25 protein-coding genes are annotated in these 24,410 nt (G+C 44.8%); 18 read left to right on the forward strand and 7 right to left on the reverse strand.

From position 1 onward, the window contains the following. Window positions 1–70 precede the first annotated feature (70 nt). Both ACZGCQ_RS12795 and ACZGCQ_RS12800 read right to left on the reverse strand, forming a co-directional pair. Entirely contained in the window at window positions 71–1,918 is a 1,848-nt protein-coding gene (locus tag ACZGCQ_RS12795; protein WP_481266497.1) for a DUF262 domain-containing protein, read from the reverse strand. After that, window positions 1,905–3,215 (reverse strand): DUF262 domain-containing protein, encoded by a 1,311-nt coding sequence (locus ACZGCQ_RS12800; protein ID WP_481266498.1) that lies wholly within the window; start codon window positions 3,213–3,215, stop codon window positions 1,905–1,907. Before ACZGCQ_RS12800 ends, ACZGCQ_RS12795 begins: the two co-directional genes overlap by 14 nt. A gap of 131 nt (window positions 3,216–3,346) precedes the next feature. Here ACZGCQ_RS12800 and ACZGCQ_RS12805 point away from each other — a divergent pair, with 131 nt between their 5' ends. Further along, window positions 3,347–4,192, forward strand: a complete 846-nt coding sequence (locus ACZGCQ_RS12805) for a P-loop NTPase family protein (RefSeq protein ID WP_481266499.1) — start codon at window positions 3,347–3,349, stop codon at window positions 4,190–4,192. A gap of 42 nt (window positions 4,193–4,234) precedes the next feature. Next, the gene (locus ACZGCQ_RS12810; RefSeq protein ID WP_481266500.1) at window positions 4,235–5,092 is read left to right on the forward strand and encodes a hypothetical protein; all 858 of its coding nucleotides are present in this window, start codon (window positions 4,235–4,237) and stop codon (window positions 5,090–5,092) included. 94 nt (window positions 5,093–5,186) lie between these two features. Here the strand turns inward: ACZGCQ_RS12810 and ACZGCQ_RS12815 are convergent, their stop codons facing one another. The 3 genes from ACZGCQ_RS12815 to ACZGCQ_RS12825 all read right to left on the reverse strand — a co-directional run bounded on the left by ACZGCQ_RS12815 (window position 5,187) and on the right by ACZGCQ_RS12825 (window position 6,679). Beyond that, complete coding sequence (locus ACZGCQ_RS12815) at window positions 5,187–5,570, reverse strand: helix-turn-helix domain-containing protein (RefSeq protein WP_426272664.1); 384 nt, start codon at window positions 5,568–5,570, stop codon at window positions 5,187–5,189. 160 nt (window positions 5,571–5,730) lie between these two features. Continuing rightward, the gene (gene hepT / locus ACZGCQ_RS12820) at window positions 5,731–6,138 is read right to left on the reverse strand and encodes a type VII toxin-antitoxin system HepT family RNase toxin (RefSeq protein ID WP_481266501.1); all 408 of its coding nucleotides are present in this window, start codon (window positions 6,136–6,138) and stop codon (window positions 5,731–5,733) included. Window positions 6,139–6,250: 112 nt separating this feature from the next. Then, complete coding sequence (locus tag ACZGCQ_RS12825; RefSeq protein ID WP_481266502.1) at window positions 6,251–6,679, reverse strand: VOC family protein; 429 nt, start codon at window positions 6,677–6,679, stop codon at window positions 6,251–6,253. A 219-nt stretch (window positions 6,680–6,898) separates the two neighbouring features. Between ACZGCQ_RS12825 and ACZGCQ_RS12830 the strand changes: the two genes are divergently transcribed. The 12 genes from ACZGCQ_RS12830 to ACZGCQ_RS12885 all read left to right on the forward strand — a co-directional run bounded on the left by ACZGCQ_RS12830 (window position 6,899) and on the right by ACZGCQ_RS12885 (window position 18,161). Next, window positions 6,899–7,912, forward strand: a complete 1,014-nt coding sequence (locus ACZGCQ_RS12830; RefSeq protein ID WP_481266503.1) for a LacI family DNA-binding transcriptional regulator — start codon at window positions 6,899–6,901, stop codon at window positions 7,910–7,912. Between the two features lie 204 nt (window positions 7,913–8,116). Beyond that, the gene (locus ACZGCQ_RS12835) at window positions 8,117–9,424 is read left to right on the forward strand and encodes an ABC transporter substrate-binding protein (protein WP_064300565.1); all 1,308 of its coding nucleotides are present in this window, start codon (window positions 8,117–8,119) and stop codon (window positions 9,422–9,424) included. A 60-nt stretch (window positions 9,425–9,484) separates the two neighbouring features. Continuing rightward, window positions 9,485–10,381, forward strand: a complete 897-nt coding sequence (locus ACZGCQ_RS12840) for a carbohydrate ABC transporter permease (RefSeq protein WP_023466912.1) — start codon at window positions 9,485–9,487, stop codon at window positions 10,379–10,381. Window positions 10,382–10,384: 3 nt separating this feature from the next. Beyond that, window positions 10,385–11,308 carry a carbohydrate ABC transporter permease gene (locus ACZGCQ_RS12845; RefSeq protein ID WP_481266504.1) on the forward strand — a complete coding sequence of 308 codons (924 nt, stop codon included), beginning with the start codon at window positions 10,385–10,387 and terminating at the stop codon, window positions 11,306–11,308. Between the two features lie 23 nt (window positions 11,309–11,331). Further along, complete coding sequence (locus ACZGCQ_RS12850) at window positions 11,332–12,678, forward strand: GH1 family beta-glucosidase (protein WP_481266505.1); 1,347 nt, start codon at window positions 11,332–11,334, stop codon at window positions 12,676–12,678. 61 nt (window positions 12,679–12,739) lie between these two features. Next, window positions 12,740–15,097, forward strand: coding sequence for a carbohydrate binding domain-containing protein (locus ACZGCQ_RS12855; protein WP_481266506.1), 2,358 nt, complete (start codon window positions 12,740–12,742; stop codon window positions 15,095–15,097). A 199-nt stretch (window positions 15,098–15,296) separates the two neighbouring features. After that, entirely contained in the window at window positions 15,297–15,770 is a 474-nt protein-coding gene (locus ACZGCQ_RS12860; RefSeq protein WP_481266507.1) for a hypothetical protein, read from the forward strand. Window positions 15,771–15,800: 30 nt separating this feature from the next. Then, window positions 15,801–15,950 (forward strand): hypothetical protein, encoded by a 150-nt coding sequence (locus tag ACZGCQ_RS12865; protein ID WP_481266508.1) that lies wholly within the window; start codon window positions 15,801–15,803, stop codon window positions 15,948–15,950. Window positions 15,951–16,059: 109 nt separating this feature from the next. Continuing rightward, window positions 16,060–16,578 (forward strand): RNA polymerase sigma factor, encoded by a 519-nt coding sequence (locus ACZGCQ_RS12870; protein WP_481266509.1) that lies wholly within the window; start codon window positions 16,060–16,062, stop codon window positions 16,576–16,578. Next, on the forward strand, window positions 16,562–17,416 hold the full coding sequence (rsiV, locus tag ACZGCQ_RS12875; protein WP_481266510.1) for an anti-sigma-V factor RsiV: 855 nt from the start codon (window positions 16,562–16,564) through the stop codon (window positions 17,414–17,416). The genes ACZGCQ_RS12870 and rsiV overlap by 17 nt, the downstream gene beginning before the upstream one ends. Before the next feature lie 114 nt (window positions 17,417–17,530). Beyond that, window positions 17,531–17,827 carry an excalibur calcium-binding domain-containing protein gene (locus tag ACZGCQ_RS12880; protein ID WP_029343294.1) on the forward strand — a complete coding sequence of 99 codons (297 nt, stop codon included), beginning with the start codon at window positions 17,531–17,533 and terminating at the stop codon, window positions 17,825–17,827. Window positions 17,828–17,981: 154 nt separating this feature from the next. Then, entirely contained in the window at window positions 17,982–18,161 is a 180-nt protein-coding gene (locus ACZGCQ_RS12885) for a hypothetical protein (RefSeq protein ID WP_133208308.1), read from the forward strand. A 78-nt stretch (window positions 18,162–18,239) separates the two neighbouring features. Here ACZGCQ_RS12885 and ACZGCQ_RS12890 read toward each other — a convergent pair whose 3' ends face one another. Then, window positions 18,240–18,563: a thioredoxin family protein gene (locus tag ACZGCQ_RS12890; RefSeq protein ID WP_023466923.1), complete on the reverse strand. Its 324-nt coding sequence runs from the start codon at window positions 18,561–18,563 to the stop codon at window positions 18,240–18,242. A gap of 299 nt (window positions 18,564–18,862) precedes the next feature. Between ACZGCQ_RS12890 and ACZGCQ_RS12895 the strand changes: the two genes are divergently transcribed. Further along, window positions 18,863–19,732, forward strand: coding sequence for a cation diffusion facilitator family transporter (locus ACZGCQ_RS12895; RefSeq protein WP_023466924.1), 870 nt, complete (start codon window positions 18,863–18,865; stop codon window positions 19,730–19,732). Window positions 19,733–19,777: 45 nt separating this feature from the next. Here the strand turns inward: ACZGCQ_RS12895 and ACZGCQ_RS12900 are convergent, their stop codons facing one another. After that, on the reverse strand, window positions 19,778–20,119 hold the full coding sequence (locus tag ACZGCQ_RS12900) for an ASCH domain-containing protein (RefSeq protein ID WP_481266511.1): 342 nt from the start codon (window positions 20,117–20,119) through the stop codon (window positions 19,778–19,780). 156 nt (window positions 20,120–20,275) lie between these two features. Here ACZGCQ_RS12900 and ACZGCQ_RS12905 point away from each other — a divergent pair, with 156 nt between their 5' ends. The 3 genes from ACZGCQ_RS12905 to ACZGCQ_RS12915 are packed head-to-tail and all read left to right on the forward strand — an operon-like array spanning window position 20,276 to window position 24,331. After that, window positions 20,276–20,761 carry a MarR family winged helix-turn-helix transcriptional regulator gene (locus ACZGCQ_RS12905; RefSeq protein ID WP_481266512.1) on the forward strand — a complete coding sequence of 162 codons (486 nt, stop codon included), beginning with the start codon at window positions 20,276–20,278 and terminating at the stop codon, window positions 20,759–20,761. Further along, entirely contained in the window at window positions 20,754–22,478 is a 1,725-nt protein-coding gene (locus ACZGCQ_RS12910; protein ID WP_481266513.1) for an ABC transporter ATP-binding protein, read from the forward strand. The genes ACZGCQ_RS12905 and ACZGCQ_RS12910 overlap by 8 nt, the downstream gene beginning before the upstream one ends. Next, window positions 22,475–24,331: an ABC transporter ATP-binding protein gene (locus ACZGCQ_RS12915; RefSeq protein ID WP_481266514.1), complete on the forward strand. Its 1,857-nt coding sequence runs from the start codon at window positions 22,475–22,477 to the stop codon at window positions 24,329–24,331. Before ACZGCQ_RS12910 ends, ACZGCQ_RS12915 begins: the two co-directional genes overlap by 4 nt. Window positions 24,332–24,410: the final 79 nt, after the last annotated feature.

Below are 24,410 nucleotides of genomic sequence, written 5' to 3' on the forward strand. Positions count from 1 at the left end.
AGTTTGTGAATAAAAAAGAAGACTCTGGAAGCGATGTCAAACATGCTTCCAGAGTCTTCTAACTATACGTTTAGGGTGTTGTCTGCAATATTGAAGATGATACACTAGCATATTTCGCTAAATCTTTATTCAAAATAGTCGTCATCTCTATTTGATGCTCATTTGCTTTTTCTGTCGTCCACTTCTCTTCACTAGATATCGTTATGGTCTGCATAATCGCTAATTTTAGACTCTGTTTAATTAGATTTGGATAAGAGTCGATTTTACTGAGCGGAGATAAATTCGAGAATTTCGAGTTTCCGGAAATCGTTATTAAAGCTAGGTTACCTAAGTTATGCAAATCACGGTTATCCCATTTCATTCCGTCAATTGGATGTTGTGGGTAGAAGTGCTCGATAGAATTTCTGAACTGGAACTGCCAGTCATCATTTAATGGAGATACGAGTTGTTTGTTCTTATATGAGTAGCCATCACGGAAGATTAAATAATCTAGATAAGAAAAAACGATTCGTTCTATTTCGAACCCTGATTTCGTTTCATAATTAGATTCGCTAACTTTCTCACAGCAGTACTGCTCGAGTAATTTAATGAGATTTGTTGATTCATCATCTAGTAACTCAGAAAGGACTAGTGATATCCAGTGCATGGTTTTTGGAGAAGTGTAGGTGATACGCAAACACGATTGAAGCGTTCTTAATTTTTGATTCTGCTTTTCACGTTTCAGTGTTCCGACATACGCTGGTTTATCACTTTTTCTTTTTGTATCCCGGTACTTTTCTAACCGTTGCAAAGACCACTTACCTGTTTCTTTATAATCTTTGGCAAATTCACGTTTTACAATGTACTTGTCATACAAGACACGACATTTCAACAAAGTGAACAAAAAGTACTTGGCGTTGTCAGGACTTGTCCAAGACCATTCTAAAGTTTGGAGAAAGTGTTTGTCGTCCAGACTAGGGTTTGAGTTAAGATCCTTTAAGACAGCATTCACCTGTAGTAAGAAATTAGGGAAAGAGATGGTTGATTCAAACCGCTCATTTTCATCTTCAAGTTCTTTGCTCTTCGTGTCCGGTGTTTTGCTGCTATCGAGAATAGCAAGTAACGGTTTTTTAGATTGTGAAGTGCTCTTTTTGTTATCGATTTGATCAACGATCGTATCAAAGCTCTCAATTTTAGATTGAAGACTACTCCAATTATGGGTGAAGAGAAGCTTTCTGTGATTTGGATCAAAATTCATTTGTACGTAAGAATTCATATTTGAACAAGTGTCCCAAATCATTGCACCAACGTGTTTATCTTGATCGGTTTTAAGCACTTCGAGTAATTTTGCTTTTGCGATTTCGTGAAGTTCTAATTGCTCACCACGCGTATTCATAATCTCGAAATAATGATTTAAATCAATATTTTTTGGGACTTGGACTCGAATCAAAAAGACGGATTCTAGTTTTTTAGCAAATTTTTCTTTATTGATCGGATTCGTTTCGAAGTAATTTTGAATGATATGATAACCATTTAAAATTTTAGCGGAAGCTAGTTCTTCTGGTAATGTGTAAGCTTTATCATCACTAAGATAAGCAAGTGTACGATTTGATGTGTCACGCGCTTCGAAGCGGAGGGCCTCTTTTGAAAAAGAGAACTTCAGATAGCGTTTAAGTAAATACAACGTCGTTAAGCGTTGTTGACCGTCAATGACTTCATAGACGTTGTTGTCGGTCTGATTGACGATTAGGTTTCCGAGGAAATATGTCTGGTCATCATTATCAAGAATGGCACTATCAATATCCTCAATCAACTGGAGGATTTGAAGTTCGTTCCAAGCATAATTCCGCTGATAAATCGGAACTGAATAATTAGTGTTTTTGAATACATTTGCTACTGGTATGACTTTCAGATTATCGCTCATATTAGCACCATCCATTCAAAGAAGAAAGTTTGTTATACACTGCTTGGTATTTCTTTTTGTTGTTTAAATCAACGGCTGGTTGCTCTAGTACATATAAATCTAATTCTGTCGGTGTATTCATTTCACTGATGATCGTGAAAATATCGAGTCCCTCGTTGAGACGTTCATGCTTACCTATTGCGTACTTGTTAGTCGTTTCCTGGTAGACAGCATTCATGACTAATCGGAGAGAGTAACTCCAAGTATAAAAGTAATCGAGTACCGATTTATTCAAGCTTTCAATCCCAAAACGATCAGCAAAAAATAGCAAGGAGCATTCAAACAATTGCATGATGTAAGTATCGCCAGTTCCTTTACGTGGTATTTGATTTTCGTCTTCTGCATAGGACTGTTTAATGAGCTTCTGGATTTGTTCTAGTAGCTGCCCATAATGAAGGATGTAGTCAAAAAAACGCTTTCCGGCAACTAAAGGTTGTGTCAGTTGGAACTGATTCAAAGAATTCGAAGCGAGCAATTCATGATGACCATTTTTATTAAATTGTTCTATGAATAAATTACTAGCTTTATGGTATAACGCATAATTGTAGACGTGCGTGGCGTCGATTCCCTTGAAAGCATCAATTTTACTCGTGGAATAACCAAGACCATGTTTTCTTTTATACCATTGAGTTAACGGATATAAGTAGTTTTTAAATAGGTTACTTAAATCCTCTTGATTGAAAGCTTCCCAACGACTAATGACATTCACCTTTTGTGACTCATCTTCGGCTGTCATTTCACGGAGATGATAAGATTTGAGGAGATCATGAGGGGCTAATGATTTTCCTTGTGAATTTTGAGAATCAAAAAATTGAAAAGCTTCTTGTTCCTTATCTGTGACGATTTGAACGGTTGTGCATTTTTCTAAAAGATAATTTTTAAAGCGAGTTTGTTCATCAGGGTTCAACTCATTCGTTTTTCTAGAGAGAATGCTGTGATTCGTCAGTATTGCATTTGTAGATAGCTCAGAATACTCTTCTTGCAATAATGATTGATCTGTATCACCTAGACAATAAAGTAATATCGAAAGGGTAGTGAGTCGTTGTTGACCGTCAACGATATTGTATGTATTGCTTTGATCTTTTTGAAGAATGACAGACCCCAGACGATATTCATCTAAATCATTCTGAAATGCTTCATAAGTATCGATGAACAAAAGATTCGTTGAGCGTGCACTCCATTTATAAGGTCGTTGATATGAAGGAATACGGAGAGGAATGTTGAACAAATCACGTAATGGAAGTATTTCTAGCTCGTTTGTTAGTAAGGCCATTAAGAGTCTCCTTTATTTTTTTCTTTTAATTATACCTATTTTTTACATATATACCTCTTTTTTATTATTTTATGTACTATAAAGATGAAGTATCAAAAAGTGAAGCGAAAATGATTTGAGGAGTGTACAGTATGAAAGCTAAACTTTATCTAATGGAAGGGCTCCCGGGCTCAGGCAAAACAACAACAGCTGAAGCATTAACTTGTCTATTGCAAAAGGAACAAATCAATACACGCCTTCATATCGAAGGTGATCTCAACCATCCTGCGGATTATGAGAGTGTCGCTTACTTAACGATGGATGAATGGACGGATTTTCAAAGCAAGTATGCTTCACTCGATGTCTTACGATTTGCTGAGGTGTTCAATGACTACGTGCTAATATCGTATCGTCAGTGGCAGTCAAAACAGGATGTTCCTGAAGCAGCACTTACATTTCTCCAAGAACGTGATATCTATGAATTGCCGTTCGAGTTATATCAGTCATTGATCTTTAAAAAATGGGAAGCGTTCGTCGCTCAAGCATTAACGACGGATATAACGTATGTTTTTGAATGCTGCTTCTTGCAAAATCCATTGACGATGGGGCTCATCAAATACGATTTACCGGAAGCGACGTTGCGAGCGTATATTGAACGCATAGCGACGATCATTACGCCGCTACAACCAGTTCTCGTTTATGTTGATCAACCGAATGTAGAAAAAAGCTTCCGTAAAGCATTAAACGAGCGTCCGACAGAATGGGCGGACGGATTCGTATCCTACTACACAGAGCAAGCATATGGTGTGAATCGCTCGTTATCAGGAGTGGAAGGGACGATTGCGATTCTACAGGCACGGCAAGCACTGGAGCGTCAGTTGTTAGAAATGCTTCCATTTAGAGTAGAGGTATTCAGAAATGAAGATTTTTCAGAAAAAGTAAGATGTGCTTACTTAAAAGAAATCCTTACGAGAAATGATCATGTACAATTTCAGTGAAGGTAACGGTTAGACTATAAAACGTCATGAGGAGAATGAAGAATGATAGAAGTTCTAATTTCAGGAACGATGAAAGCTTTCTCAGTTTATCAAGGAGTGAAGCAAAAGAAAGAAATCGTAAATAAGTTAATCGATTTAGAGACAGAACAAGCGCGCTTGTTTGATATGTTTGAGAACGAAATCAAAGCAATTCAAGAAGGACCGTTTTATGTAGGGTTAACTTATTTAGAACAATCAGTCGATGATCACAGAAGTCCAAAGGATTCTAAGAAAATGTTGAAGCATGCTCTCCAAGAATTTATTAAAGCCTATGGTGTACAGCGTGCAAAATTTAGGAAAACAGCTTTCGATATTCATTTTACTGGATTCATTCAATCTTATATTAGTATTACTTGGCTCATGTTAGACTCTCCAAAAGATGCGAAAAATTGGATTGAGAAGTCGATTGTTTCATTACAAGAGGGACAAAGATTATTTACAAACGATATTTCTAATCTCACGACAGAAATATCAGGAATTCTGTTAGAAGAGGATACATATAATCGTAAGTTAAATGATTCGATTGTTTATGCTGGATTAGACTTTTTCTTTGGAAATGCGACTTTAGAAGAAAAAAAGCGAAAACTACCTGAATACAATGCATTAGTCGCTCGATATTCTAAAGCGCAATCTGAAAGCTGTAAATACATGATTGAAATGACTGAACTGAATAAGCAGATTGAAATTGAGTTGTTAACTTATGAAGAGTCTAAAAACGAAGCAACAAATAAAATGAAAGGGTTGATTGGATCAGTTTCAGGATTAGTTAATTTGTCTAATGAAGAAACTACAAAAGAGGTGCCTGTGAAAATCGAAAAAACAAGCCGTGTGGCAGGTGTGTTCAATAAATTTAAAAAGTAAAAAAGTCTGATGTATTTGAAGTGAAGAGGCAATTCCAATGTTTGGAATTGCCTTTTTTAATATTACTAATTTCTCTGCTTACATCAGTAAGTAATCAACGTTGATTGGCGTTTGTAAATGCCTCAAGCATTTCTTCTTTTTGTTTAGGAGAAAGCCCTGTTGGATACTCTTTGCGCTCTTGATCCCAATTTGAAATAGCTTCTTCATTGAATTGGATGTCTACTAGTTCGCGAACATCTTGTATACGTAAAGCACTCATAAGAGCGACTAAGTGAGCCACATTAATTGATAGCTTTTTGGCGTTAGCCATTTCACTGATTGTTGCCAAGCGAATGCCTGTGAGTTTGTGTAAATCACTTTGTGTTAATTGACGTTCTTGCATGACCTCGGCAAGTTTAAAACGCACAACTGGTTGATAACGTTGTAGCCCCTCCGTAATAGCGTCACTTCCGTTCGTTCTCACTAAATTCATTTCCATTCTAAAAACCTCCAAATTCATAATACATATTCTAAAGTACACACTAATTATCCAAATATAATTTGTCAATTTATTACAATATTTTTGGGTATTTATTTAATGAAAGTATGTAAAAACAAAAAAATATCAATTTAAATATCTAAAAAGTATTTATATGGAACTAAATATCTAGTTGAACAACAATTTGAGTGAACGTCAAAAAATCGTTAAGTTGATGATTGATTATCTTTCGATGAATGTTTAAATCGATCGCTTGATCATCATGAATAGCAATACGACAGAACTCAATTATGTTGATTAGACTAGCAATAAGAGACACGTCCATGAGTTGTGCTTCTTCAAGTAACTGAAAACCATCACATTTCGATTTTGGTAATCCTAGCTTATGTATTCTGACTAAATGCATAGATAAATCGATACTTGCTTCACATGCGCGTTGAATATTCATGATGATACTATCTAGCTTAGTGTAATCCTTTAAAAGGTTAGGTTCATCTGCATAAACGTCCTGTATTCGTTTCAAAGCGTTTTCGACTGTCTTGATTTTATGTAACACTACACTATTCATTCTGAAAAACACCTCCTTAGATTTTATTCGACGTCATCAATAAATATTTTGCCTCTTCCGTTAAACGTATATCATAAAATAAACTCCTCGAGTTCTCGAGGAGTTTTAAAGGTTACACCGACACTTCACTCACTACATGATTGACTTGCCACTGGACACCAAACGTATCTTCGACGATTCCGTAGGCTTCACTCCAGAATGTCTTTTGGATCGGCATGATGACGGTGCCGTCTTTTGCGAGTTGATCAAATGTCTTCTGTAACAGATCCACGTCAGATAAGTGGAGTGCCAAGGTAACATTCTGACCAATCGTGACCGGATCATGCGGCATTGCGTCTGAGAACATTAAGCGGGTACCATGAACGATCAGTTCAGCATGTAGAACAAGTGACTGCATCTCTTTTGGGTAGGGCTGACCGTCAGGACCGGGTCCTGGTCCGAACTCCATGATATCCGGTAGTTCTTGGCCAAAGACCTGTGCATAGAACGTCAGTACCTCACGCGTGTTGCCGTTAAAGACAAGATACGGATTGATTGGCATGGGAAAGCTCCTTTCTTAAAAGGACGAAAGTGTTTCTTTAAGTATACCAAACATTTGTTCGTATTAAAAGATAAATCGAGTTCTTTTCGGATTGAATCCAGTATAAATGATAACGTTTTCATATTTTCTGATATTTATAAAAAAATAGGTTGCAACTTCCAGAGAGAGTTCGTATACTAAATTTATCGAAAGCGCTTTCGGTGAAATGGAGTGAGTAGCATGGGAACAATTTATGATTTAGCGAAGATGACTGGTTTTTCGATTACAACGGTCTCAAAAGCCTTAAATAATTATTCGGATGTCAGCGAAAAGACGAAAGCAAAAATCGTCCAAGCAGCAGCCGAGATGGGATACTTACCGAACGCGCACGCCCAGTCGCTCTCGACGAAACGTTCGTGGACGATCGGTGTCATGTTCTCGGAAGCACATGGCGTCGGAATGATGCATCCGTTCTTCAACGCGATCATTGAGAGTTTCCGAAAAGCAACAGAACAACAAGGGTATGACCTCATCTTCGCATCGCGGAACTTACGCAATCGCGATATGAGTTACCTCGAGCATTTCCGACACCGGGCAGTCGACGGCATCGTCGTCATCTGTTCCGATCAGATGGACCAGCACGTCCAGGAGTTGATTCAAAGTACGATTCCAATCGTCGTCGTCGACATGGACAGTGCCGATTGTAGTGTCGTCTATTCGGATAACATCACCGGTGGCACACTCGCCATCAATCATCTGCATGAACTCGGTCATCGGTTGATTGCCCACATTGCGGGGGATACGTCGACAGATGCCGGAAGAGCGCGGATTGAAGGCTATCAGCAAGCGATGGAACGACTCGCCTTACCGATTCCGGGCGGTTATCTCGTCAACGGTGGATTCTTTTCCGGTGAAGAAGGAAAGCGGGCAATGAACGAATTGCTAGCATTACCTGAGCGACCGACAGCAGTCTTCGTTGCCGGGGATGAAATGGCGATCGGTGCGATTGAGGCGATTCATGAAGCCGGTTTACGGATTCCGGAAGACATCTCAGTCGTTGGGTATGATGATATCTATATGGCGCAGTACATCACACCGAAGTTGACGACGGTCCGACAAGATACGGAAACGATCGGTCAGCATGCAGCATCAGTCTTGATTGAACAGATCGTCAATAAAAAACGGGTCACGACACGCGATGTCATTCCGGTTAACTTGATGGTTCGTCAATCGACAGGTCCAGTACCTGAATAACACAAGGGTTGTTTCGGAATCGCTCTCGCTCGTTGTCAGTGAGGAAAAGCGAGAGCGATTTCGAAATCATTTTTTATCACTTTTTCCGAAAGGGCTTTCGGGAATTTTCTTTAAAGCCTTTTCGAAAGCGCTTTCGATATTTTTGAATAACAAATTGAAACCGCTTACCTATGAGCGGAATACTTAACAAAAGGATGAGATGAGATGAAGAAGCAATTAGTTAGCGTGTTAACAGTCGGTGCGTTAACAGCAAGTGTCCTTGCTGGATGTACAGGAAGCAGCGAAGAAAAGACGAGCGGCGGGAAAGAAGTTCTAAAAATCTGGTCGTTCACGGATGAGTTAAAAGAGCCAATCAAAAAGTTCGAAGAGAAAAACGGAGTCAAAGTCGAATTGACGATCGTACCGATCGCCGACTACCCGACGAAGTTGAAACCAGCACTTGAGAGTGGCGTCGGAGCACCAGATATCTTCACAGGTGAGATTGCGTTCCTCAAACAGTGGGTTGATGCCGGCTATTGGGCGAACCTCTCTGAAAAACCATTCAACGCAGGAGAAGTCAAAGATGACTACATCCCGTACGTCTATGACATGGGGAAAGATAAGGACGGCAACGTGCGTGCACTCTCATGGCAAACGACACCAGGTGGCGTCTACTACAAACGTAGCATCGCGAAAAAAGTCCTCGGTACAGATGATCCAAAAGAAATCGGTGGCATGATGGATTCGATGGACGGCGTCTTCGAAGTCGCTGAAAAAATGAAGAGCAAAGGCTACAAGATGTTCCCGGATGAAGGATCGATCCGTTGGTTCGCACAAGGGAACGACCCACAACCTTGGGTCAACGATAAGCAAGAGCTCGTCTTGACACAAGACAAGAAGGATTACATGGATTACGCGAAAGAACTTCGGACGAAACAATACACGGCACTTGCACCAGAATGGTCACCATCATGGTTCGCAGGCATGGATAAACCAGTCAAAGTCAAAGAAAACGGTAAAGAGACTGAAACAGAAGTCTTCTCTTACGTCCTCCCGACATGGGGTCTTCACAGTGTTCTCAAAGAAAACGCGAAAAAATCAGCGGGTGACTGGGCTGTCACAAGCGGACCGAGCCCATACTTCTGGGGCGGTACGTGGTTAGGTGTCTACAAAGATTCGAAGAAACAAAAGCTTGCGTATGATTTCGTCAAGATGATGACGCAAGACGAAGCGTTCTTAACGGATTGGGCAAAAGAAACAGGTGACGTGTTAGCGTACAAACCAGTTACTGAAAAAATCAAGACAGACTTTAAAGATGAGTTCCTTGGCGGACAGAACAACTATGAGTTCTTCCTTGATCAAGCAGACAAGATCACACCAGGAATCGTCACGAAGTATGACCAACAGCTCGATACATTATACGGTGCATCGGTCATGGAGTACGTTCAAGGTAAAAAATCAAAAGACGAAGCACTTGCTGAATTCTACAAAAAAGTCAAAAACGCGTATCCGGACGTAAAAGTACCGGAATAAGGAGAGTAGGTGGGGCGATCCTCGCCTCACCTCTTCTTGTTTAAGAAAGGGGTTTGACCTGTGAAAAAACTCGATCGCCATGGGTATCTGTTCATCGCACCGTTTTGGATTGTCTTCTTGATCTTCAGCATCTATCCGGTTGCCTTGACTTTCTATTACAGCTTCACCAACTACACGGGCGCTGAAGGCGAACAACTCGTCGGACTCGCGAACTATACGCGCTTACTCGGGGATACGTACTTCATCGAAGCGTTCTTTAACACTCTGAAGATTTGGGGTCTGAACTTCATCCTTCAGATTGGCGGCGCTTTACTGCTCGCCTTGTTGTTCTCGGATCTCCAGTTGAAATTAAAAGGGCTTGCCTTCTTCCGGGCGACGTTCTACTTACCGAACTTGATCACGATCAGCTCGGTCGCCTTATTGTTCGGCATCTTGCTCGACTGGCAACATGGTTCACTGAACATGATGTTGATGAAAATCGGAATCATCTCGGAGCCAATCAACTGGTTAACGCAACCGGTGACGGCACAAATTTCCGTCTCGCTTATCCTGACATGGATGTGGCTCGGTCACTCGTTCATCGTCGTCATGGCAGGGGTATCTGGAATCTCGAAGGATTACTTCGAAGCAGCCTTGATTGACGGAGCGACACGTTGGCAAATCTTCTCACGCATCACGTTGCCACTCTTAAAACCGATTTTGCTCTACATCATGATCACGTCCTTGATCGGTGGTCTGCAATTGTTCGACCTACCGATGTTGATCACGGATGGTGTCGGTGCGCCAGACGGTGCCTTGAACACGATGGTGCTCTATCTCTATAACCAAGCTTTCAAATACAACAACTATGGCTACGCCGCTGCTGTCGCATACGGACTGTTTGCCATCACGCTCGTCTTTTCAATCATCGTCTTCAAAGGGATGTTCCGAAAAGAACGTTCGCCGAAAGGAGCCTGACCGATGGAACGAAATGCAGAAGCACGTCGGATCGTGCCACAAACGGAGGAACAACCGGAGCGTTCTGAACGCCCGCTCAAGTTGACGCCACCACCGAAACAAAAGAAAGCCTGGTTCGGCAAAAGTGTCATCTATATTGGTCTTGTCGTCTTAACGATCGCCTGTATCATCCCGTTTCTCATGATGATCATCAACGCGACGCGCTCGAACGAAGAAGTCTTGTCTGGATTTTCGTTGATTCCTGGGAACTCGCTCGTTGAGAACTATGCCGCACTCAGCGCTTACGTCAACATCTGGTCTGGTTTCAAGAACAGTTTGATCATCGCTGTCCTCGTCACTGTTTTATCGGGTTATTTCTCGGCATTGACAGCGTTCGGATTTGCTTTTTATCAGTTCAAAGGGAAAAACGCGATGTTCGTCTTCATGCTCGTCATGATGATGGTTCCGGGGCAACTCGGATTGATCGGGTTCTACGAACTAAGTAAGAACCTCAATTTACTTGATAGCTACATCCCGTTGATTGTTCCAGCAATCGCGAGTCCGTTCACGGTCTTCTTCGTCCGACAATATGTCCAGACCGTCCTGCATCCGAGTTTGATTGAGGCAGCACGGATGGACGGAGCGAGTGAGTTCCGGATCTTCCATACGATCGCTTTGCCGATGATGATGCCGGCGATCGCGACGATGTCGATCTTTACGTTCATCGGTTCATGGAACAACTACATCATGCCGCTCGTCTTACTCTTCTCCCCAGAGAAGTATACGTTACCGGTCTTGATGGGCTTCTTGAAAGGATCACAAGTCGCAGAGAACCTAGGCTCGCTCTATCTCGGGATCGCGATTTCCGTCGTGCCGATCATGATCGCCTTCTTGTTCCTCTCGAAATATATCGTCAGCAGTATCTCGGCAGGTGCCGTTAAAGAATAAGTAGCTTAAAGGAGATTACACATATGAAATTTGCACCAGACTTCGTATTCGGAACGGCGACGTCGTCGTATCAGATCGAAGGCGCCCACAACGAAGGCGGACGTACGCCTTCGATCTGGGATGCCTTCTGTGATGAGGACGGAAAAGTCTTCGAAAAACATAATGGGGATGTCGCTTGTGACCATTACCACCGTTATGAAGAAGACATTCAGCACATTAAACGTCTTGGCGTCGACACGTACCGCTTCTCGATTGCCTGGCCACGGATTTTCCCACAAAAAGGGGTTTACAATCCGGAAGGCATGGCGTTCTACAAGAAACTCGCAACACGTCTGCGGGCTGAAGGTATCAAGCCAGCCGTGACGTTGTACCACTGGGACTTACCACTTTGGGCACATGAAGAAGGCGGCTGGGTCAACCGGTCATCGGTCGACTGGTTCCTCGACTTCGCCCGTGCTTGTTTTGCGGAGCTCGACGGGATCGTCGACTCGTGGATCACACACAATGAACCATGGTGTGCCGGGTTCCTCAGCTACCATCTCGGACAACATGCACCAGGCCATACGGACATGAACGAAGCCGTTCGTGCCGTGCACCACTTGTTGTTATCGCACGGAAAAGCAGTCGAATTGTTGAAGGGTGAGTTCAAATCGGTCACACCGATCGGTATCACGTTGAATTTGGCACCGAAGTATGCGAAGACGGATTCCGTCAACGATCAGCTAGCGATGAACAATGCGGACGGCTACGCGAATCGGTGGTTCCTTGACCCAGTCTTTAAAGGTCAGTATCCAGTCGACATGATGAACTTGTTCTCGAAATACGTCCATTCGTACGCGTTCATCGAAGAAGGCGATATGGAGACGATTTCCGTCCCATGTGATTTCTTCGGGATCAACTTCTATAGCCGTAACCTCGTCGAGTTCAGTGCCGCGAACGACTTCCTGCAGAAGGATGCGTACTCGGATTACGACAAGACAGGCATGGGCTGGGATATCGCCCCGAGCGAATTCAAGGATTTGATTCGTCGCTTGCGCGCCGAGTACACGGATTTACCGATCTACATTACGGAAAATGGTGCTGCCTTCGACGATGAATTGGTCGATGGTCGCGTTGCTGACCAGAACCGGATTGATTACGTCGCACAACACTTGCAAGCCGTGTCTGATTTAAACGAAGAAGGGATGAACATCCAAGGTTATTATCTCTGGTCACTGCTCGATAACTTCGAGTGGAGCTTCGGCTACGATAAGCGCTTCGGAATTCTCTACGTCGATTTCGAGACACAGGAACGAATTTGGAAAGACAGCGCCCACTGGTATGCGGGCGTCATCGAGCAACATAAGGCAACGATTCCGCAAGAAGCGTGACAAAGGAGGCAAGGTCGAGCATTCGTCCTTGCCTCTTTTTGACTAAGAGGAGGAAACGGACATGAAGACATGGGTAGCACTAGCGGTCGGGACCGGTTTATTGCTGAGTGGTCAAGCGGTCGACGCAAAGACAGACAAAAAAGAGACGAAGTGGAAGCTCGTCTGGTCGGATGAGTTTCAGGCAAAACAACTCGACCGGACGAAATGGACGTATGATACGGGGAACTGGATTAAGGATGCGAACGGACAACCCGTCTCACCGGGTTGGGGCAACAATGAAAAACAATACTATACGACGAAGCAGGACAACTCGTTTATTCGCAACGGGAAACTCGTCATCAAGGCAAAGCAGGAAAAGACGACGGATGATCTCGGTACATACGATTACACGTCAGCGAAGCTAAAGACGAAAGGCTTGTTCAGTAAGACGTACGGTCGTTATGAAATCAAAGCGAAGCTCCCGACCGGAAAAGGGCTTTGGCCAGCGTTCTGGATGTTACCGGAGCAAGATAAGTACGGGGCGTGGGCAGCGTCCGGTGAGATTGATGTGATGGAAGCTTGGGGCAGTCAGCCAGACAAGGTCGCCGGAACGATTCACTACGGGGAAAACTGGCCAAACAATAAATATACGGGGAAAGATTATCACTTCCCAGACGGACAACGCATCGATCAATGGCATACGTACGCAGTCGAATGGGAGCCGGGTGAACTCCGCTGGTATGTCGACGGCAACCTCTATCAAACACAAAACGATTGGTACAGCAAAGGCTTGAACGCGGCAACGAATTATAGTTATCCGGCACCGTTCGACCAAAACTTCTATCTCGTCATGAATCTCGCGGTCGGCGGTTGGTTTGACGGAGAAGTGGATGCGACGACGAAGTTCCCAGCTGAGATGGAAGTCGATTACGTCCGTGTCTATGACTTAAAAAATCGAGCGTACCGTGAACCGGTCGAACCGACCTACGAAAACGTGACGTTACCAGATGGAGCCAAACAACCGATCGAGGGGAATCTCGTCTATGATGCAGCCTTTGAAAAACCGGTCACGCTGATCACCGGGAATCAGTCGTTTGATCCGCTGTACTGGAACTACGTCACGCTCCCAGACTTTGGTGGAAAAGGAAGTCTTGCGATCATCGAAAAAGAGGGGCAACGGATGGCAGACGTCACGATTGATCAGCCAGGTTCACAAACGTATTCTCATCAACTGATCCAAAACGTATCCCTTGCGCAAGGTGGGCGCTATCAAGTCAGTTTTGACGCGAGCAGCTCAGCAGACCGGAAGATGATGGTCAAAGTTGGCGGTGGAGCAGAGCGTGGGTACACGAAATATTCGAATGAACAGTCGATTGCACTGACACCGAGCGTCAAACGGCATACGTTCACGTTCGATATGGCAGCAGAGACGGATCTCGCGGCACGTCTTGAGTTCAACCTCGGACTTGAGAAAGCCAACGTTCAGATCGGGAACGTCCGTGTCGAGCAGATTCCACGCGGCGTCATCGATGAAGATGCAACGAAACCGGCCCTCGCGGACGGGAACCTCGTCTATAACGGGACATTCGATCAAGGGGCGATGGATCGTTTGACGTACTGGCATTTCGACGGTAGCAAGCGGACGACAGGGTCTGTTGATCCCGAGTCACGTGATTTCCGTTATGAAGGGCATGGTCAAAAAACAACAGCGCGCTTAACACAAAAGGGACTTCAATTAGAAGCCGGGCATGCCTATCAACTTCGGTTCACGGCAGGTGCGAAAAAAGCCAAGTCACTTCAGGTGAAAATCACTGGGGCACAAGAGCAATTGAAACAGACGACTGTCCCGCTGACGAAACAAGCAACGACTGTCGACATTCCATTTACGGCTACACAAACGGCAGACGACAATCAACTTGTGTTTGACTTCAGTGGACAAGCCGGGAAAATCTCGCTTGATAATGTGGAATTGATTGATGTCACACCGGTTCCGGTCGACCTGTCACCACTGAAGAACGGTTCGTTCACAAACGGATTGACGTCGTGGTCGTCGTACGTCCACTATGATGCACAAGCCGCTATCGAAGCAGTCAATGAAGCAGCACGTATCCAGATCGGAGCGGAAGGACAAGAACCATGGAGTGTCTTGCTCGAGCAAGGAAACTTGTCGCTCGCGAAAGGCAAAACATATGAGTTGAGCTTCAAGGCATCGTCGACTGTACCGCGTCCGATCGAAGTGACGATCGAAAATGCGTCGTATACGCGTTACTTCAGCCAAGTCGAACCGATCACGACAACACCGAAGACGTACAGTTATACCTTTACGATGGGACAAGCGGATACGGGTGCGTTGAAGTTCTTGATGGGACGCGCGGAAGGGTCGCCGTTCGCCGCCCATGATGTGACGATTGATGATGTGAATCTCAAAGTGAAGGAATGACTGAGATAAGGGTGGCAGATACTCGTTCTGCCACCCTTATTTTTTGTATAGACTGACTGATGATTTAGCCCTTTGTTGTAGTGTCATCAACTTGAACAAAAAAGTCGAACTATTTTTTTGATGGAAAAGGAATAAAACCCATCATATGGAATATAGAAAGTAGAATTGACATCTATTCGTTTTCAGAGGAGGAAACGTCATGCGTCAAAGGTACATACCGTATCGGCTCATCTTCATCGTAGGTTTACTTGGTATGATTGGTATCAACGGATGGTCCGCTATGCTCCATCCGGACGGCACGATTAACGGATGGCAAAGCATTGCTTCCGTCGTTTGGCTCGTTAGTCTAGTCGGGTCGCTATTCTATATGAAGGAAGACAAGGCGCTTCGACTCGTGATCTGGTATATCCGGATTGGTCTCGCTGCGGCGTTATTCATTTACGGTGTTTCGTTACTCGAAGGCGCATTTTCTGAGACGTTTTGGTTTGATGGACTGGCGAGTGTTCAGTTTATATTCTATTTCGTCTTCATCGTTCCATTGTTTGGATTAAATGCTTGGACGGATGTCTTATTTGGTGAGTTTTCGTTATACATGAGTGTCCTGTATGGTATCGCCTTGATTACGCTCTACGTAAAGGTCTGGAATGATACATCGCGGCATTTGCATTATTAAGTAGAAAAGGTGAATGGTATGTTGAGTCCCGTGAATGAGCGCGAAGAACGGACGGGGAAACGTGAACGCCGAAAACAACGGAAAATCGATATGGGGTGTGTCACAATCGTTGTCGTCCCATTGTTGTTCATCGTGCCATTTCTAGTGATTATCCTTATCTTAATCAAGTCTGCTCCATGAAAAGGTGACCTTGCGTCACCTTTTTTTGTTGTGTCGTCAACTTTTTTCTCGACTCGCCCGTCTTAATGATGTATACACAGAACGATATCGAAAAAAGGAGCCGCGGCCTATGACCTCTCGCCAAATGAGAAAACGGGAAAAAGCATTCGTCCGTTTTTTAAAGCAATACAAACCGAATCTCTACTGGTTAGCCTACAGTTATATGAAAAATGAACAGGATAGTCTCGATGTCATTCAGGACAGCATCCAAAAAGCGTTACAGTCGCTTGAGCGACTCGAGGATGAGGACCGGATGAAAGCCTGGTTCTATCAGATTTTGACACGAACGGCGATTGATGCGATCCGTAAGCGTCAGCATAGTATCAGTTACGACACGGATCGACTGATCGAACTCGTCGCGACGAAAGAAGATACATATCCGGATTCCGATTTACGACAGGCGCTCGAGGAGCTACCGGTCATGTACCGGGAAGTCGTCATCTTACACTATTTCGAGGACTTGATCTTAAAAGACGTCGCGACGATTTTAGAGCTGAATTTAAGTACGACCAAGTCCCGGCTGTATAAAGGATTGACCTTACTGAAAATGAAATTGAATGGAGATGAGTTAGATGTCGAACAAACTTGATGATCTGAAACAGACGTACCAACAACCACCGGTTCCAGAAGAACTCGATGCGATGATTGCTCAAGTCGAGCACCGGATGCGTCCATCACGGACAAAACGATCCGTGTTGATCACAGCCGCCGCCATCACGTTATTCGTCGGCGGATTAAATAGTAATGCGACGTTCGCGGACGCGATGGCGAAGGTGCCGGTCCTCGGTCAACTGACTGAGATCGTGACGATCGACTGGAAAGAGACAAAGACACAGCAGTCGGCTGATATTAAAGCCCCTCAAGTGACGTTACCGGACAAGGCACTCGAGCAACAACTAAACGAAAAGTATATCGCTGAAGGTCAGGCGTTATATGAAAAGTTCAAACAGGAGACGCACGGACAGGAAGGGGTATTTGCCGTCGATAGTCGCTACGACGTCAAAACAGATACGGACGACTTGTTGTCGATCGGGCGAACTGTCACTGAGACACGGGCAAGTGCAGCGGAAAGCGTCCAGTACGATACGATTGATAAAAAGCAACAGCTTGTCCTGACATTACCGTCCTTGTTCAAAGATGACGGATATATCACGACGATCAGTGATTACCTAAAAGAAGAAATGCGTCGCCAAATGAAAGCAGACGAAGGAAAGGTCTACTTCGTCGAAGGAACACCGGATATACCGGAGAAAGAACAGTTCAAACAGATTTCCGCGAAGCAAAACTTCTATATTACGGCAGATCACAAATTAGTCCTGTCGTTTGATGAGTACAGTATCGCTCCAGGATATATGGGCATCGTCGAATTTAAGATTCCGACATCGATTTTAAAAGATGACCTCGTTAGTTCGTCCTATATTCGTTGATGGTCAGATTTTAAAAAACATTGACGTAAAAATGAAAAAAGGGAACAATTTCTAAAAATGACCTCTTATAATCAAAAGACTAATCGTTGTTTTTTGAAAAAAGGAGGAATCCCTATGAAAAAATGGAGTCGGCTTGTACTCGCGGGTGTCGTCAGTCTCGCCTTGATCCATGTTCCGGCAGCTAGTGAAGCGGCGACGAAAGCAAAAGCCTTTAAGAACTGTACGGAAATGCAGAAAACGTATAAAGGCGGCGTCGCGAAAAAAGCGGGTCTAAAGAATCGGACCGGGTATGACAAGAACGGAAAACCGATCTACAAAGCAACAAAGTACAAAGCATACGTGAGTCTTGCGACGTATAACTTAAACACGAAGAGCGACCGGGATAAAGACGGGATCGCGTGCGAACGTTAAATGAGTAAAAGTAGTCTTTCTCGAGTGAGAGAAAGACTACTTTTTTGTAGATGTTGGTTGTTCCTTTCAATTATGTAATCCTTGGAAAATCCTGATGTATGGTAGTGTTGTAGCGACAAAAGACGACAAATACGTATTGAGTAGGAGGACTACGATGCGAAAACGAGATTATCTGATTTTCTTCATTTTATTTTTCATTTTGAACCTTATTAATTTCTTAGGGACGCTAGGTATGCAGGATATTTTAGCGATTGTAGTCGTCGCTCTAATCGAAGCAGCGATAGCTGGAACGATTACGAATCTGTTCACCCGTATCTTTTTTAAGAAAAGCTGAGACGGATTGAAGTAGTATCCTAAATTAGATCGATACATAAAAAAATAACCTGACGCTGCGGCGTCAGGTTATTTTTGCTTAGTTGAAGTTTTGCTTTAAGAATGCTGTAACTTCTTCTGGTGTTTTGGCATTTGCACTGTGTAAGTGGGCCAATTTTTCATTGTTTTTGAAGACGAGCAAGCTTGGGATCCCCATGACATCGTGGTTCGATGCGATTTCAGGGAACTCATCCTTGTCGATCGTGTGGATTGGTAAGTGGTCGAATTGTGACTCGACGTCCGGCATGAAGTAATCCATCCGTTTGCAGTCCGGGCACCAGTCTGCTTCGAACTTGATGATGACCGGTGCATCACTTGAAATCAATTCCTTGAATGTTTCTTCACTCTTAATGAATTCTGCCATTGTGAGAACTCCTCCTCTTGGTGTTGTACCTTTAGTCTACCGATTCCCTTCAGAACTTGCACGAATTATGTTCGTCAAAGAGTCTGACAAGTCAAAAAAGTTGGTTGCTCTTTAAGATAATGCTGCCGATTTTCTTCAAAAGAGCCACATGACCAAATCAAATTCAGTTTGGTATAGGGAAACATTATTGCGTGTTTGTTAATTACCTAGTTCGAAACAAAATGATTTCTCTAGACCCACTCGATTTCCGACTGGTACGATGAGGTTTGCTAATCGCAGAGAAAGTGGGGGCGACGAGAATGGAACAACAAAAATACGATAATCTAAAACGCGGCGAACGCGGTGCAATGATCAGTATCGCGGCCTATATCTTGTTATCATCTTTAAAATTAATCATTGGTTATACAGCAGACTCTGCCGCACTCCGGGCGGACGGTTTAAACAATGCGACCGACATCATCGCGTCGATCGCCGTCTTGATCGGTTTACGGATTTCACAACGACCGGCAGATGACGATCACAAATACGGACACTGGAAAAGTGAGACGATTGCCTCACTCGTAGCTTCCTTCATCATGATGGCAGTTGGTCTTCAAGTTTTGATCGATACGATTTCGACATTGTTCGAAGGCAAACAGGAATCACCTGATATCCTCGCCGCATACGTCGGAATCGGTTCAGCTCTCGTGATGTACTTCGTCTACCGCTATAATAAGAAGTTATCCGAAGAAATTGAAAGTAAAGCCGTCATGGCAGCGGCAAAAGATAATCTATCCGATGCGTGGGTCAGTGTTGGGACGACGATCGGGATCGTCGGTTCACAGTTCGGCATGCCGTGGCTTGATGTCGTGACCGCGATCATCGTCGGCTTCTTGATTTGTAAGACAGCGTGGGACATTTTTACGGAAGCCTCACACGAACTGACGGATGGCTTCGATGAGAAGAAGCTGAAGATGTATGAAGATGTCATCTTCGATCTCGAAGGTGTCAAAGGGATCAAGTCCATCAAAGGACGCAATTACGGCAACAATGAAGTCGTTGATGTCGTCATCCTCGTCAACTCAACTTTGAACATCCATCAAGCACACGATATTGCAACACGTGTTGAAGATACACTGACGGAAGAATACGGTGTCTATGATATCCATGTACACGTCGAACCCGAATGAATTCAAAAACGTCTTTTCTACGCTGACTGTAGAAAAGACGTTTTTTTATGGTTCTAATGCGATCGTCAGAGCCAGTGCCCCGTACTGTTGCTCGGCTTCCGGTGAATAGATCGCATAGGTTGACGTCACGAGTTCGTCGAGCGACCAACCGACACAGTCGATAGCTTCATTTGGTGTCTGTTCATAAAGCGTTCGGAAATCAGGAAAGACTTGTCGTTTTGTTACACGGACAAGGAATGTCTCGTTCGTTTTCGTATGCGTGAATCGAATCTGATCACCGACTTGTACCTGTTGTCGTTTTGGATCATTTAGCCGAATCTCGACGGTCTTTCGTCCTTGTTCAATTGAACGAAATGGTTCTTCAAATAAGCCCATTTCATGTCTCATCTATGCTCACTCCTTGTCTTCCTTGAGCATAGCAAAACTATGTGATTTTTCACATTGCCTTTTCGTTGACAATCAAAAATAATCGGCGTAATTTAATTCATATAAGTAATTGTTCCTTTTGGAACGATTTGAAATGGAACAAGGAGGCGAAACAAGATGGATCAAACGGAAACGACCCGTTCGACTGCGATGATGCAGTCGTTTTGGAACGTGCAACGACATCTCGTTCGGGCAGCGCACCAGACGGCACAGGAAAACGGACTCAGTTTACCGCAATTTCATAGCTTGATGACGATTGCACCGCGTGGACCGATCTCACAAAAAGAGCTCGCTGCGCATACGCATTTACCGAAAAGTACGCTCAGTCAGTCGATTGAAGGGCTCGTCCAATCGGGCTGGGTCATTCGCGAGACGAATCCGGAGAATCGACGGGAAGTCGTCTTAAAGCTCAGTGATCAAGGGCAACAATTCGTCACTGACATCAAGGAACAAGAAAAAGGGATGCAACGTCAACTGGAGCAAGTGCTTGCGACGATTGACCCGGACGTATTCGAACAAATGCTTGAAACACACGCAGTGATCGCTGAAGGAATCGGTCAGATTTTACGTCCAGATCTGAAAGGAGGATGTTCGGATGATTAAGTTACTCAAACGGTTGACGGTCTATAAATGGGCAGTCGTTGCTGTGCTCATCTTGGTTTTCGCGCAGTCGATGTCCGATCTTTATTTACCGACACTGATGGCGGATATCATCGATAAAGGGGTCGTCACCGGCGATACCGCCTACATTTGGAAGATTGGTGCCGTCATGCTCGGGATTACCGGCATCGGGGCGTTAGCTGCAGTTGCTGCCAGTTATTATTCATCGAAGGCATCGATGGGACTCGGACGGGATATCCGTCGCCAAGTCTTCAACCACGTCGAACGGTTCTCCCTGCAAGAGTTCGACCAAGTCGGAACGGCGTCATTGATTACGCGGACGACGAACGATATCACACAAGTCCAACAAGTCGTCATTATGATGTTACGGATGGTCGTCAGCGCACCGATCATGTTCATCGGTGGATTGATCATGGCCGTCTCAAAAGATGCCAAACTCTCGCTCGTCATTGTCGCGGCGATGCCGGTCCTTGTGATTTCAATCCTGTTGATTCTGTGGAAAGGGGTTCCGTTGTTTGGGAAAGTTCAAAAGCGACTCGACCGTCTGAACCTCGTTTTGCGAGAGAACTTGACCGGGATCCGTGTCATCCGTGCTTTTAACCGAGAACGTGATGAACAAGTACGATTGACGAAAGCGAACGCGGACTTGACGGAAGTCTCGATCAAGGTCAATAAAATCATGGCGTTCTTAATGCCGGTCATGATGCTCGTCATGAACTTGACCGTCGTCGGTGTCATTTGGTTCGGGGGCATCCGGATCGACAATGGGGGTATGCAGATTGGGGACTTGATGGCGTTCATCCAGTACGTCATGCAAATCATGTTCGCTCTTGTCATGGCGTCGGTCATGTTCGTCATGATTCCGCGGGCAGCCGTCTCGGCGAAACGGATCAATGAAGTCCTCGAGATGACTCCGACGATGATTGATGAGGGCACACAAACCGCCGATCGTGAAAAAGGAACGCTCGTCTTTGATCGTGTCACGTTCCGTTACCCAGGAGCTGAAACACCCGTCTTATCCGATATCAGCTTTGCGGCACGACCAGGTGAAGTAACAGCTGTGATCGGGGGAACGGGTTCCGGTAAATCAACGCTCGTCAATTTGATTCCTCGTTTTTATGACGTGACGGAAGGTAGTATCCGGGTTAACGGTGTTGAGAGCCAGGACGTCCCCCAAGAGGAATTGCGGTCGAAAATCGGCTTCGTTCCCCAAAAGGCGTTACTGTTCACAGGTACGATCGCCGAAAACATTCGCTTCGGGAAAGAGGATGCGACAGACGAAGAAGTCGCACATGCGGCACAAATCGCACAAGCGACCGGTTTCATTGAACGGATGCCGGACGGTTACGACGCGCGGATCGAACAAGGTGGATCGAACGTCTCTGGTGGACAAAAACAACGGTTGTCGATTGCGCGGGCCCTTGTTCGTCGACCCGATTTATATGTCTTTGATGATAGTTTTTCAGCGCTCGACTTCAAGACTGATGCCGCACTTCGAAAAGCGTTACGAGAAGAAACACGCGAAGCAACGGTCTTGATCGTTGCTCAGCGTGTAAGCACCGTCATTGATGCCGATCAAATCATCGTCCTTGATGAAGGGAAAGTCGCCGGAATCGGGACACATGATGAATTGTTTGCTGACAATGCCGTCTATCAGGAAATCGTGAAGTCACAACTATCAGAGGAGGAAATCGCATGAGTGAGAAGAAACGTCCAGCTGGCGGTCCTCCGCATGGTGGTCCCGGTGGCGGAAACATGATGATGCTCGGAGAAAAACCAAAGGATTTCAAAGCAACGTTCCGTCGTTTGCTTCGGTATTTGCGTCCGCGTCGGACGGCACTCGTTGGTGTTTTCCTTGCAGCCATCCTCAGTACGGTCTTCATGATTGCCGGTCCGAAAATCATGGGGACAGCGATCACGGAATTGTTTGAAGGGGCATATGCGAAGTTCCAAGGTGTGCCGGGAGCGGCGATTGATTTCACGAAAATCGGACAGATCCTGCTCTGGCTCGCTGGACTATATATCATCAGTAGTTTATTTAATTACTTGCAACAGTATTTGATGTCGGGTATCGCTCAAAAAACGGTCTACGATTTACGCGAGGACGTCAATCATAAACTCGAACGCCTGCCGTTGAAGTACTACGATGGTCGTCCGAACGGGGAGACGCTCAGCCGCGTGACGAACGATATCGATACGATTGGGAGTACGTTGCAACAAAGTGTGACATCGTTCATCACCTCGATCGTGACAATCGTCGGGATTCTGATCATGATGTTGACGATTAGTCCGATTCTGACATTGATTTCGCTCGTTTCGTTACCTGTTTCAATTTTTGCGATTCGTCCGATTTTGAAACGATCCCAAAAATACTTTGCCGATCAACAACGGACACTTGGACAATTGAACGGACACGTCGAAGAGATGTATACCGGACACTCGGTCGTTAAGGCGTTCGGACATGAACGTAAAGCGGTTGAACAGTTCGATGCCGTCAACGAAGAGTTATACGAAGCAGGGCGTAAAGCGCAGTTCATCTCCGGAATCATCATGCCGATGATGATGTTCATCGGGAATATCAGTTACGTCTTGATCAGTATCGTCGGTGGGATTCTCGTTACGCAACGGGCGATCTCGATCGGGGATATCCAAGCGTTCATCACCTATACACGCCAGTTCACGCAACCGATCACACAGACGGCAAACATCGCAAACATCGTTCAATCGACGGTTGCGGCAGCAGAACGTGTCTTTGAATTACTGGATGAGGAAGAAGAGATCAAGGAAGTGACGACACATCGTCTCACGCAGGCTGAAGGAACGGTCACGTTCGAACACGTTGATTTTGGTTACGGAACCGACCTCTTGATCGAGGATATGAACATTGATGTCGCACCGGGACAAACGGTCGCGATCGTTGGTCCGACGGGTGCTGGTAAGACGACGATGATTAATCTATTGATGCGCTTTTATGAGTTGAACGGGGGGACGATCCGGATTGACGGTATCGATACCCGCGAGATGTCACGCGAAGACTTACGGACGACGTTCGGGATGGTCTTACAAGATACGTGGCTTTTCAACGGTACGATCCGGGATAATCTTGCTTACGGTAAAAGTGGAGCAACCGAGGAGGAAATCATCGCGGCAGCCAAAACAGCACACGCCGATCACTTCATCCGAACGTTGCCGGACGGGTATGATACCGTCTTGAACGAGGAAGCCTCGAACATCTCGCAAGGTCAGAAACAGTTGTTAACGATCGCGCGGGCCGTTCTTGCCGATCCGCCGATCATGATTCTCGATGAAGCGACCTCTAGTGTGGATACACGGACGGAAGTCTTCATCCAGCAAGCGATGCGTCGCTTGATGGAAGGACGGACAAGTTTCGTCATTGCCCATCGTCTGTCGACAATCAAGGATGCCGATTTGATTCTCGTCATGAATCAAGGAAGTGTCATCGAGCAGGGCACACATGAAGAATTACTCGAGGCAGATGGTTTTTATGCGGATCTGTACAACAGTCAATTCTCTGAAAAAGAAGTCGTTTGAGTCAGGACAGTGTCGTCATTTTGACGATGCTGTTTTTTTGTGTGCATTTTTCTTGAACTTATATACGGTAGGGGGTATA

The sequence above is a fragment of the Exiguobacterium sp. HSB13 genome, assembly GCF_056764755.1.